Source organism: Ructibacterium sp. SJQ-7 (genome assembly GCF_054696575.1).
In genome coordinates, this window is the sequence record NZ_CP195193.1 from 2,260,693 (window position 1) to 2,273,278 (window position 12,586).

General features: G+C 36.6%; 8 protein-coding genes and 3 pseudogenes. 6 read left to right on the forward strand and 5 right to left on the reverse strand.

What is annotated here, in order from left to right:
* The first annotated feature begins 13 nt into the window (after window positions 1-13).
* The 3 genes from ACSAMO_RS09860 to ACSAMO_RS09870 are packed head-to-tail and all read left to right on the forward strand — an operon-like array spanning window position 14 to window position 4,278.
* The gene (locus ACSAMO_RS09860; protein WP_499209223.1) at window positions 14-850 is read left to right on the forward strand and encodes a PepSY domain-containing protein; all 837 of its coding nucleotides are present in this window, start codon (window positions 14-16) and stop codon (window positions 848-850) included.
* Between the two features lie 48 nt (window positions 851-898).
* Window positions 899-1,861, forward strand: coding sequence for a stalk domain-containing protein (locus tag ACSAMO_RS09865; RefSeq protein WP_499209224.1), 963 nt, complete (start codon window positions 899-901; stop codon window positions 1,859-1,861).
* 17 nt (window positions 1,862-1,878) lie between these two features.
* Window positions 1,879-4,278 carry an InlB B-repeat-containing protein gene (locus ACSAMO_RS09870; protein WP_499209225.1) on the forward strand — a complete coding sequence of 800 codons (2,400 nt, stop codon included), beginning with the start codon at window positions 1,879-1,881 and terminating at the stop codon, window positions 4,276-4,278.
* A gap of 284 nt (window positions 4,279-4,562) precedes the next feature.
* On the opposite strand, the pseudogene ACSAMO_RS09875 reads toward ACSAMO_RS09870, so the two are convergent.
* Window positions 4,563-5,010: pseudogene (locus tag ACSAMO_RS09875) on the reverse strand (transposase); the annotation flags it as partial.
* Entirely contained in the window at window positions 4,988-5,899 is a 912-nt protein-coding gene (locus ACSAMO_RS09880; protein WP_499209226.1) for a Fic family protein, read from the reverse strand. The gene ACSAMO_RS09880 and the pseudogene ACSAMO_RS09875, both read right to left, overlap by 23 nt.
* A gap of 161 nt (window positions 5,900-6,060) precedes the next feature.
* Here ACSAMO_RS09880 and ACSAMO_RS09885 point away from each other — a divergent pair.
* Together ACSAMO_RS09885 and ACSAMO_RS09890 are read left to right on the forward strand one after the other, a co-directional pair.
* Window positions 6,061-6,933, forward strand: a pseudogene (locus ACSAMO_RS09885) (IS30 family transposase); the annotation flags it as partial.
* An 8-nt stretch (window positions 6,934-6,941) separates the two neighbouring features.
* Window positions 6,942-7,093 (forward strand): annotated as a pseudogene (locus ACSAMO_RS09890) (IS3 family transposase); the annotation flags it as partial.
* A gap of 36 nt (window positions 7,094-7,129) precedes the next feature.
* On the opposite strand, the gene ACSAMO_RS09895 reads toward ACSAMO_RS09890, so the two are convergent.
* Window positions 7,130-8,167 carry a HipA domain-containing protein gene (locus ACSAMO_RS09895; protein WP_499209227.1) on the reverse strand — a complete coding sequence of 346 codons (1,038 nt, stop codon included), beginning with the start codon at window positions 8,165-8,167 and terminating at the stop codon, window positions 7,130-7,132.
* Window positions 8,168-8,357: 190 nt separating this feature from the next.
* Between ACSAMO_RS09895 and ACSAMO_RS09900 the strand changes: the two genes are divergently transcribed.
* Window positions 8,358-10,835 carry an excinuclease ABC subunit UvrA gene (locus tag ACSAMO_RS09900; protein ID WP_499209228.1) on the forward strand — a complete coding sequence of 826 codons (2,478 nt, stop codon included), beginning with the start codon at window positions 8,358-8,360 and terminating at the stop codon, window positions 10,833-10,835.
* Between the two features lie 42 nt (window positions 10,836-10,877).
* Here ACSAMO_RS09900 and ACSAMO_RS09905 read toward each other — a convergent pair whose 3' ends face one another.
* Together ACSAMO_RS09905 and ACSAMO_RS09910 are read right to left on the reverse strand one after the other, a co-directional pair.
* Window positions 10,878-12,398 (reverse strand): recombinase family protein, encoded by a 1,521-nt coding sequence (locus tag ACSAMO_RS09905; protein WP_499209229.1) that lies wholly within the window; start codon window positions 12,396-12,398, stop codon window positions 10,878-10,880.
* A gap of 31 nt (window positions 12,399-12,429) precedes the next feature.
* Window positions 12,430-12,561, reverse strand: a complete 132-nt coding sequence (locus ACSAMO_RS09910; protein WP_022230532.1) for a hypothetical protein — start codon at window positions 12,559-12,561, stop codon at window positions 12,430-12,432.
* Window positions 12,562-12,586 lie beyond the last annotated feature (25 nt).

A 12,586-nucleotide genomic window follows, 5' to 3' on the forward strand; every position in this document is an offset into this window, starting at 1 on the left:
GAGATGTATTATTATGATTAAGAAGGTAACTTTATTAACTACATTAGGGGCAATAACAATAGGTATTGCTATAGGAGTATCGGCAAATGGGATTGTACAAAAAGTACAATCGGAAATTAGAGGTGATTTTGTAATAAAGACAAATGGACAGATTCAAACATTAAAAAGTGTAGATGGTGAAACTGTATATCCTATGCTTTATGAAGGAACAACATATCTTCCGATTAGAGCTATTGCTGAACTGAACAACAAAGAAGTTGTATGGTATGAAGACACAAAAACTATAGATATTGTGGATAAAGCAAATTCTACAGTAACAGATGCTGATAAAATCGTAAATGGTGATATTAGTAAACAAACACCGGTACCAAGACAGACATCACAACCGTCACAAGGAGGATATGACATTACAAATAGCACGAAAATAACACTTGATAAAGCAATAGAAATTGTGGTAAACAAAGCTGGAGTTTCGGAAAACGACTTGTATTCAAAAAATGCAAATTATGATTATGATCATGGACAATATATCGTTGAAGTGGAAATAGATACAAAAAGCACAGAATATGATGCAAAAATAGATGCAGTGAGTGGAAATGTGCTTGAATGGAATTCGAAGAATGAAAGAGTAAATTCATATATTAATTTAAACGGAGTAATTTCTTTAGACAAGGCAATAGAAATTGTTGTTGCTGAAAAAAATATAGATACAAACAAGATTTTAGCGAAAAAAGCAAGTTACGATTATGAAAGAGGCAAAACAGTTATTGGTGTTGAAATCTATGTTGATGGCTTTGAATATGATGTAGAGCTTGATGCAATGACCGGTGCAGTGCAGAAATGGAATTGAGTAGCAAAATATAACTTTTGAAAAATAAATCTATGATAAGGAGATATAATGAAAATAAAAAGAATCATATTAAGCATTGTAGTGAGTTTGTTGTTGCTTTCAACAGTTGCTCTTGCAAAAACATCAGAATACAAATTGCAACTGTTTTTTCAACCGGCTATTATGGATGACATAACAGGAGATGTATTAACAGGCATAAACTTAAAAAATGTTGATTTAGCAATTCCAGAAGATAAAGGTAGTATATGTGGATTGAATTTTGATTTTGAATATGATGATAATGTATTTAATGTGCTTACTAACAATAACGGAGAGGTTGTTATAATTACTGATGAAAATACATTAATCAAGGACAGTTCTAAAATTCATGCAACAGTTGAAAATGGTGTAATACATATAAGTTACAACGATGATAAAGATTTAATTAAATATGATGGTACTTTATGCCGGTTTATACTAATTGCAAACAATGTTAATGCATTATGGAATTCATTTGACTATTATCCAATACGATTTGTGGAAGATTCTATTTCTGTAAATACATACAACGAAACAACAGAACAGTGTTATAATATTGAGGGGATAGATGGTAAAGTTGGAGCATATAATAAACCTCCTGTGTTGGAACAGGTATCAGTCAATAAGAGTATGGTATTTTCGCTCAGGAAGTCAGATGTTCAGGTGAATGGTGAAGTTATATCAACTGATGCTGTACCATTTGTTGTTGATGGAATGTGGATGTTACCGATGAGATACTTTGCAGAGGCGACAAACATGAAGGTAGAGTGGAATGCAGAAAAAGCCACTGCTTGTGCTTATGGTGAAAACAAAAATCTTAAAGTTTCTATTAAAGGTGATAAAATATATATAAATTCAGCATTGTGGAATGGAAAGGAGCATGCCATTGAAATGAATGGCAGAATATATATACCACTATCTTTAGTTCAAGAACTTTATCCAAACGTATCAACTAATGCATTGGAAAATGAAATATCAATATATGTGCCATAAGGAAGATGTGTAATTTTATGAAAAAGAGTGTTAAAAAATTATTGACAGGAATGATAATTTGTTCAATGTTGAGCAGTTCATTCAATGTTTTGGCGGCGAATAACGTAGAGATTAAGGGAATATCTGTATTGGAAAATGATAAGGTTGTTGCAACTTTTGAGCCGACAGACGGAAATATACAGCTTACTCCTGAACAAATGCTACAAGTAACAGTTTCGGTAAAGGGCGACGAAATGGAATCGGTATATGCTTCGTTTTTATCTAATTCAAATAATAAAGATATTAGTAATGCGACGGTGCAATATGTCGCACAAAAAGCAATAGGTGAAGATAATACTGCAACATTCAAGTTCAGACCGAGAAAGTCAGTAGGACAAGGATCTTTTATTGCAAAATCAGGTGCGACAGGCGCAGAAAAAGCGGCAACATTCAATTATATGGTCAAAGAAGAAGACAAGACAATGACATTGACTGGAAAGAATAATATCATAAAAGCTAACGAAATAGCGGATGCTACATTTGTTGTTACACCTACAAGTTTTACAGGAGAAGATTATACTGGATTTAGTGTTTATATTGATGACAGTTCGACGGCATTGGCAACAGATAAATATAAAATCGAGAAGGTTGAAAATGAACTGATACTTACAATAAAACACGAAAAGTTTGCTAATAAGGTATCAGGGGACAAAATAAAGGTAACAGTAAAACATAACGGATATATGGATGCAAGTGGTGAAATCACAATATTAGATGCTGTATATAATGTGACATTAAATACAAATGGAGGCGTTTTGGCAAACGAGAGTGATAATATAACTAATTATACACATGGAACAGTCGTAACACTTCCAACACCAACTAAAGTGGGTTATAAATTTGAAGGCTGGTATGAAAATAAAGATTTTACCGGCAATAAAGTTACAATGATTACGGCTGATTCAGAAGGTGATAAGGTATATTATGCGAAATGGATAGCTGAAACATATGCAATCAGTTATGAGCTTAATGATGGAATTATTGCAGATGGAGAAAATGTGACTAGCTACACATATGGAGTTGGTGCTACACTACCAACACCAACAAAAGCTCACTACAAATTTGGCGGTTGGTATGAAAAATCTGATTTTAGCGGTGAATCAGTGAAAACAATACGAACTAATGAAATCGGTGCTAAGACATATTATGCAAAGTGGATAGCGGATACATACAAAGTGACATTGAATACACAAGGTGGAACCATTGCAGATGATAAAAATATAACAAGTTATGAATATGGAACTACTGTCAAGCTCCCAACTAGTGAAGATATAACAAAGGCAGATTATCATTTTAATGGTTGGTATGATGATGCTGAATTTACAGGAACGCCAATAACAGAAATTACTATAAAAGAAGTTCCTGAAACAGGCAATAGCATGATATTCTATGCGAAATGGACTAAAAATGAGCCGGATAAGTATATGGTTACATTTGAAAATGCAGACGGAACAGTATTGCAAAGTGGAGACGTGGAAAAGGATACAATGCCAGTGTATGCAGGAGCAACTCCGACAAAGGAAGAAGACGACAGGTACACATATGTGTTTGATAAATGGGTTCCAGAATTGACAAGTGTAACAGGTCCGGCAACATATAAAGCGACATATACTTCGACTTCAAGAGTATATCGAGTAACACTGAATGTGAATGACGGTACTATCGGAGAAAATGTAACAGACTACACATATGGAACTGCTGTAACATTACCAGTGCCGACGAAGAAAGGATATAAATTTGAAGGTTGGTATGATAACGCTGAATTTACAGGTGTTACGGTTACTGAAATTTCTGCGGCGGCAACAGGAGATAAAACATACTATGCAAAATGGGTAGCAGAGCAATATACCATTACATTTAATACAGATGGTGGAGCATTTGTAGAAACACCTATTTCAAGTTACATATATGGAACAACCGCAACATTACCAGTGCCGACAAAGAATGGCTATAAGTTTGAAGGTTGGTATGATAATGCTAAATTTACAGGTACAGCTCTCACTGAAATTTCGGATAGAGCAATAGGAGATAAAGTTTTCTATGCTAAGTGGCGTAAAGAAAGTATTGTAGAAAACCTTGAGGTTTTGGACGCATTCAAAAATAAGGTAGATGTCACAAAACTTATTGATGAACAAGGCAATACAACAGTTACAGTCATGGCAAAAGAAAATGTTACAATGCCTGAATTAAAACTTTATCGTGCAATATACAAGGGCAATAAACTACTTGGAACATTGGAGGAAATGAAACCTAACATGGTAGGTGGAAACAGCGTATTCATATTTGCACCTTTGACACTTAAAGACGGTGAATCATCAAAGATAATGCTTTGGGATAAAAAAAATGCGCCTACAATAAATGCGATTATAAATCAATAAAAAAAGGATTGAGTATATTAAGATGGAAATAACAAAAGATATAAAATATGTGGGAGTAAATGACTATGATGAGTGCAGCAAGCAGCATTTCGTTTTCAAAAAGCTGTGTCCATTGTGAAAATTCAAGATTTGAGTCGGGGGTGCGGACATATTCTTGGACTATTTTATGCTGATAATAGTATTCTTCAAGTTTTGTGTAAATACAAAATAGTGTAGAAAAATTTATTTAAGTGGACGGAATTAAATTCCGTCCGCTTTTACATTATCAAAAAAATCAGCAATTGTCAATAGATGATTCTATCAGCGAAGAATACCTCCAACTGAGAATGAATCTCACCCCAAATCACGACGGCGACCGGTCCATTTTTTTGTGATGTCCATCATTGCAAGGTACAGCATCTTAAACAGGCTATCATCTGTAGGAAAAATCCCCTTGTTTTTAGTCACTTTTCGGAGCTGGCGATTGAATCCTTCTATCGTATTAGTTGTGTAGATAAGTGTACGTACTGCTTGAGGATACTTGAAATATGTGGATAAATGAACCCATTTATCTCGCCAGTTATCGGCAATTTTAGGGTATTTTCCTCCCCATATTTCATCAAATCGGTCTAATTCTTGTAGTGCTGTATCCTCATCAATCGCTGCATAAACACGCTTTAAATCTGCCATAAGTGCTTTAATATCCTTGTATGACACATATTTTGTTGTATTACGGATTTGATGGATTATGCATATACGGTATCTTAAAATAATCCAAATACTTTTTGAACTTATCCTGTGCCGTAAAGCAGGTATCGGTCAAATAACCTTTTTCATTGTTCCATTCGGACAGACCTCTGTAATAGAACATCTTCAAATCTTCATCAATTATAAACGGAACAATATTATTTTTCAGGCATTCTTTAAACATAATAAGTCTTCCTACTCTGCCGTTGCCGTCTTGAAACGGATGTATTGTTTCAAAAGTATAATGAAAGTCTATGATTTCTTCAAGCGTATGATCTTCTTTTTGATTATAGTCTTTTAAAAGTGCTTTAATCTTAGTTGCAACATCTTCTGGTTTTGCGGTTTCTTTTCCGCCGACTTCATTGGGGAACTTTTTATATTCGCCCACATTAAACCAATCTTTTCTTGAATCAGATGTACCGGATTTTAAAGTATAATGTAACTGTTTTATAAACTTTTCTGTGAGCTTATATTTTGCATTATCAATTATCATATCGATACATTTGAAATGATTTGCCGTTTCAATAATGTCATCGACATTAAGTGCATCATTTTCCACTCCGATTGTATTGGTTTCAAAAATATATCTCGTTTGGTCGTGGGTAAGTTTGCTTCCCTCAATGTGATTTGAATTATAGGTAAGTTCAATCTGTATTTTATGATATATTCCGCCGGAAATATAAGATGCTTTCTCTGATTTCAATCGTTCAAGCAATGTTTGATGCTCATTGCTTTTTTTATTTTTTCTTTTGGGTTTTTCTGCGTTTTCGGGAATATTCCAAGTCTTACCCGTTAGGAATGCACCAGGTATTTTATCCTCGGCACAGTATTTTCTAACACCACGCTCGGACATATTCCATTTTTTCGCCATTTGCGATACAGATAAATAGTTCATAAAATCACTCCTAACATCTATTTATATTATACCACATTACAGGAACAAAATCAATAAATTTAAAATTATTTTCAATACATTTGTGCCGATAACGGCATATTTGCAATTAATAAAACCATTATGAAGCCAAAGAATGGCATAGAGATAAATCATCTGTATCTCGTGAAATTAAGCGTAATACTGATACTGAAGGCATTTACTCGCCATCATACGCACATAAGCAATATGAAATTCGCAGACGCAAATGTGGTAGAAAACCATTGTTATTAAATGCTGATATTCATAAAACTGTTCAATTCTTGTTTCTTCAAAATCAATGGTCTTCGGAGCAAATTTCATTTCGTTTAAAACATGAGAAAAACCTTATACAAATTAGTTATGCTACAATTTATCGTGGAATATATCGAGGATTTTTAGAAGAAGGGAAATTATCCCCCGGGCAACGTGGAGTTGCAAGAAAGTTAAGACATAAAGGAAAAACCAGACATAAAAATGGTAGTATTGAAACGAGAGGTAAAATTAAAATTAGTCATCACATTTCAGAACGACCAGAACAAGCAAATCAACGAGAGAGAATAGGCGATTGGGAAGCTGATACTGTTGCAGGCGTAACAGGAAAAGCGTGTTTAGTAACGCTTGTTGACCGAAAGAGTCGTTATTTGTTGTGCGAAAAAGTAGCAAAAAAAGATTCTATCAGTGTAAAACAAGCGATAATTCATATGTTAAAAGATAGTCAACAAAAAACAATTACACCTGATAGGGGCAAAGAATTTTCACGACATGAAGAAATCAACAAAGCTCTAAATGATGTGCAATTCTATTTTCCTGAACCACATCAACCATGGCAAAGAGGTACTAATGAGAATACTAATGGACTTCTACGCGAATATTTTCCTAAAAAACAGGATTTAACAGAAATTAAACCATCATTAATTAGAGATAAAGCGCTTATTTTAAATCAGCGTCCACGCAAATGCTTGAACTGGAAATCGCCTTTTGAAGTTTATTTTAATATATCGTTGCATTTGACTTGACAATTCAAGGCAGATTAAAAAATGAAATGTTTTATGGACGCTCATGGATAGGCGTCACGATGGAAGATTTCATAAATGAGCTTAACAGCTATTAACACAAAACGAATAAAAATCTCTCGGATATATGAGCCGGGTAGAGTACAGACATAGCCTTGTACTATTTTATGCTGATAATCAAATATGTCCGTACTTCTATTTATTGCTCTATCTGATTATATCCGTTCATAATAAATTCAGTTATTTCCTTACTTCTGACACGCATCCCGACTGATTTTATAACTTTTAAAATAATTTCTTCTGTCAGAGGCGGAATATATTTTTTCAATCTGTTATCAAATTCAAGCAGTTCATTAAATAAACTTACCAATATATCATTTTTTCTCTTAATATTTTTAGGATAACCTCTTGATATAAGTGCCATATTATTATCAAAATTCGGTGCTAAACCCAAAACATCACCTGTATCAATATCACGCAGAATACCAAAATTAAATGTATGTCTATCAGGATTTGCACATATTGTATCAAGAAACAACATTTTCACATAATCGCCTATGCAATTAGGGCAAAGGTCTTTTAATGTCTCAAGAGTTTGTATATAGTCCTCGCAGTCATTCATAAAATTAAATGCAGGCTCAAAATTAACCATGGCATTATCGGTAAAATCCTTTGTTTTAATAACACCATTGCCACGTTTGTATGTAGCCATATTAAAGCCTAATTCCATTCCGAGTTGATATATGAAAAATTCTGAAAACATTTCATCGTGATTAGCCTTTTTGTACATCCACCATTCGCCGTTAATCAGTTTCCAACACTTTTCAAAGCTACCTATATTGGTAAGTTCGGGAGTTTTTGTTCTTTTGCTATGCGCCACTCGATTAAAACTGTCGTAACTGCCAGTTAAAGCAAGTGTGGCAAAATAGTCGTTGTCAAAACGAACATCGGCATAGCAAAGGTCGCTGTTAATCGGTTTTATCCAATAATTATCCGTAATGGTGACTGCATTTACCGATAAAACAGAGCCTATATCGTCACGTTCGGTAAGACGCAAAGCCTTTTTAAGAAGTCTTGAATTTGCTCTGTGTGAGTCGATAGCTCTTGTTTCAAGCCACTTCGGAACATTGCTTGTAAGTTCCAAATACATTGGAGTAAGTGACGGCTTAATCAGATTTAATTTGTTATCTATCCATTCTGCTACAACGGTATCTCTATTCATTATTAAAAAGTCCATGAATCTCACCTCTTTTGAAAATATTATAGCATATCGACAACACAAACGCAATATATAAAAATACCTATATATCCCATTCGCTTACTTTGTTTTCTTCTTTCCGATTTTTAGCGGAATATTGACAAAATAGATATACTTGTGATATGCTTTTTCAGTGTGTTTTTGGAAAAGATATTTAGGAGTAAAACCAATGATAGAAAAAATACTTATTCGTGGAGCAAAAGTCCACAATCTTAAAAATATAGATGTAGATATTCCGTTGGGGAAAATTGTAGGTATTGCAGGAGTGTCGGGTTCGGGTAAGTCCTCTCTTGCAATGGGTGTATTATATGCAGAGGGTTCTCGGCGCTATTTGGAAGCGCTGTCTACTTACACTCGCCGCCGAATGACACAGGCATCGAAAGCAAGTGTAGATGAGGTGCTTTATGTACCCGCCGCACTTGCATTACATCAGCGTCCCGGTATACCAGGAATACGCAGTACATTCGGAACGGGAACGGAGTTGCTAAACAGTTTGCGACTTATGTATTCACGTTTATCAAACCACCGTTGCCCAAACGGACATTACTTAAAACCGTCACTGGCGGTTGCCGCAGGGAAGGAATTAGTCTGCTCGGAATGTGGCGTTCACTTTTATGCACCGTCGGCAGAGGAGTTGGCATTCAATTCGCAAGGTGCTTGTCAAAAATGTGGTGGTACAGGAATTGTTCACACCGTTGATATGGCATCACTTGTGCCTGATGACTCTCTTACGATTGATGATGGTGCAGTTGCTCCGTGGAACAGCTTGATGTGGTCATTAATGACGGACGTTTGCCGTGAGATGGGGGTGCGTACAGATGTACCGTTCCGTGACTTGACGGAACAGGAAAAAGATATTGTCTATCACGGTCCGGCGGTAAAAAAACACCTTTTTTACAAATCTAAAAATACGGAAAATGCAGGTGAATTGGATTTTACATATTTTAATGCCGTTTACACGGTGGAGAATGCTCTTGCAAAAGTCAAAGATGAAAAAGGCATGAAGCGAGTAGAGAAATTTTTAAAAGAGGATATTTGTCCCGAATGTCACGGAACACGTCTTTCCGCCGCCGCCCGTGCACCAAAATTAAGAGGAATATCGCTTGATGAAGTTTGCAATATGACACTTTCCGAACTTGTGGATTGGGTGCGTGGTGTTCCGACAAGCCTGCCTGATGAGATGAAACCTATGGCTGAAAGTATCTGTGAAACTTTTGAAAGTATGGCGAAGAGGTTAATTGATTTAGGTCTTGGCTATCTGACTCTTGACCGTTCGGCAGCCACACTTTCGACAGGCGAACGTCAGCGTATGCAGCTTGCTCGTGCTGTGCGTAACCGTACCACAGGCGTTCTTTATGTGTTGGATGAGCCGTCAATCGGTCTGCACCCATCTAATATTGTCGGACTTACAGGTGTTATGCACGATCTTGTATCGGATGGCAATTCGGTTATTTTGGTAGACCATGACACGCAGATTTTGAAAGAGGCAGACTGGATTGTGGAAATGGGACCGGAAGCGGGGGCAAATGGAGGTCATGTGATTGCACAAGGTACAATCGCAGATGTGGAAGCAAACCCTGCTTCTCAAATAGGACCTTTTATATCCGGTAAAGCCGAAACAAAACTAAGGTCATGTGCCGCAAAGGAAGAAATGTTCGTAAACGGAAATATTCATTTGTCCACATCTCAAATACATACGGTCAAGCCGTTGGAAGTTGACATTCCCAAAGGCAGACTTACCGTTGTTACAGGAGTGTCGGGTTCGGGCAAGACGACTTTGGTGTTGGAAAGTTTAATTCCCGCACTTGACGCGAATATCAGCGGTCATGCGTTGCCGGAGCATATCAGAGATGTTAGCGCTGAGGATATACGACGTATCAAGCTGATTGACGCAACACCTATCGGAATTAATGTTCGTTCTACGGTGGCTACCTATGCAGGTGTTCACGATGAATTACGAAAACTTTACGCAAAATCCGAGGACGCAAAAAATAAAGGCTATAAGGCAAGAGATTTTTCGTACAATACAGGCTCATTACGTTGTTCGGGGTGCGACGGTACAGGCGTTGTCAGTCTTGACGTGCAATTTCTTCCCGATGTAAATATTCAATGTCCTGATTGTCATGGCTCACGTTACTCAAGAATTGCTTATGATGTGAAGCTTACAAATAAAGCGGGTGAAAGTGTTTCTCTTCCTGAACTTATGGATATGGATATAAACACAGCTGTTGAATTTTGCAAGGATATGAAAACCGTCAGCCAAAAGCTGAATACGCTAAAACAGTTGGGACTTGGTTATCTGACAATTGGCGAGGAAACACCGAGCCTATCCGGAGGTGAAGCACAACGATTGAAACTGGCAAGTGAGATTGGAAAGATACAGAGTGATTCTGTTTTCGTGTTTGATGAGCCGTCAATCGGTTTGCATCCGTTAGATGTACAGGTATTGCTCAAAGTTTTTCAGGCACTTTTGGATAACGGTGCAACCGTAATTGTCATTGAACACGACCTTGACGTAATTCGCAATGCCGATTATGTTATAGATATGGGACCGGGAGGCGGTGAAAATGGCGGTAAAATCATTGCAAGCGGAACACCGCAGGAAATAAAATTGAATAAAAAAAGTATAACAGGCAGATATTTATAAAATTAAGCACCTATTTTCATAATCGAAAATAGGTGCTTTTTATTATATATTCCATACTACTTCACAAGTGCCGTCTTCGCATATGAATATTTTATGTATAAGTACATTGCAAACGGCTTTGCGTTCGTCTGCGTTTGCGTTTTTCCACTTTTGTGATAGGTTTATAACACTGATTATTTCATTTTCTTCACTTTCAAGATCTTCGATTTTTTCTGTAATCGCCTTGCTTTCTTCGGACAACTTTTTGGCTTTTTCATTCAGAAGTGATTTCATATCCGATTTAAAACTGTCGTCCAGAAGCATATTAACAATCTTTTCTTGTGACTGTTTAATTTCGCTAAGCTGATTTTTCAGCAGATTAATCTTGTTTGAATTATCGGTTGAAATCTTTTTGCGAGAGCCTTTCAGTGACTGGAGTTTTTCGGCGATAAGGTTATATACCATATCTTCTAAGCTGTCGGCATACAGCGTCACTTTAGGACCGTTGCATATGCGATTATGCGACTTGCCTGTACAACTGAAATAACGTGTTTGTGTGCCGTCTTTTTTCTTACCGCCTTTTGTTACGGTCATTGTTCTGCCGCATTGCTTACAAGCAATTTTACCGCCGAGCCAACTTGTAGAGTTGTTGATGGAATTGCCGAGCTTTTTATTTTTCTCAATTTTCTTCTGACATTTTAGCCATAGGTCAGAATTTATAATACCATCATGCGGCATAACCACTATTTTAATATCCGACATATCATCCGCAGTATGCTTTGATTTGCCGTAGGTTTGTATTCCGTGCAAGCCGTCAAATTGATTGATGTCGCTCATGATGTTGGCATTGCGTTTTGAGTAGTATTCGTATATGGCGTTATCAGCCTTTACGTAGATTGGATTTTTTATGATATTTGACAGCTTTGCAGTAGACCAGCTTCCTGTGGTGGCTGAAATGTTGTTGTCAATCAAATTATCCATAAGCCGCCGCAGTGTTACATTCGGTACTGAATAATTTTCAAAAATATATTTTATCTGCTCAATTTCGTTTGTAACAGGCTCAAACATTTTTGTTTTGACGTTGTTTATAACAGTATCTTTTAAATTAAAACCGTACGGACGGCGACCGCCCATATACAGTCCCATTTCACTTCTGTAAGCGTATGCGTGCTTGACGCGTTCAATAATGCTTTTGCGTTCAAATTCGGCGAATACCATAAGTATTTTCACAATCATTTCACCGTACGGACTTGACGTGTCGAACGATTCTTGAGAGGAAACAAACTGAACATTGTGCTTTTTGAGCGTTTCCAAAATGCCTACAAAATCCGAAAGACTTCGGCTGATACGGTCAAGACGGTACACAATAACCTTGCTGATTTTATCGCGTTCAATTTGACGCATCATTTTCTGAAATCCGTCACGGTCAACATTGCCGCCCGAATATCCGTTGTCGATAAATTCAACGGTTTTCTCATTGCGCTCGTCGGGTTTGATTACCGATTTGCAGTATTCTATCTGTGTTTCGCATGAAATACTGTTTTCACGTTCTATTGATTTTCTTGCGTATAACGCAATCGCCATCTTTGCTTCCTCCTTTCAGATTTTATTGATATTATTTCTTATCAAAGATACGATATAATTCTTCTATTATTTCTTGCTTTTGCTGCTCCGCTTGAGAAGTATTCACAAGCGAACGCTGATGTATTTGATATGTATTGTTTCTTATATCCGTGTATTCCGACATTATGATTACCTCCGTTTTTAGTCTA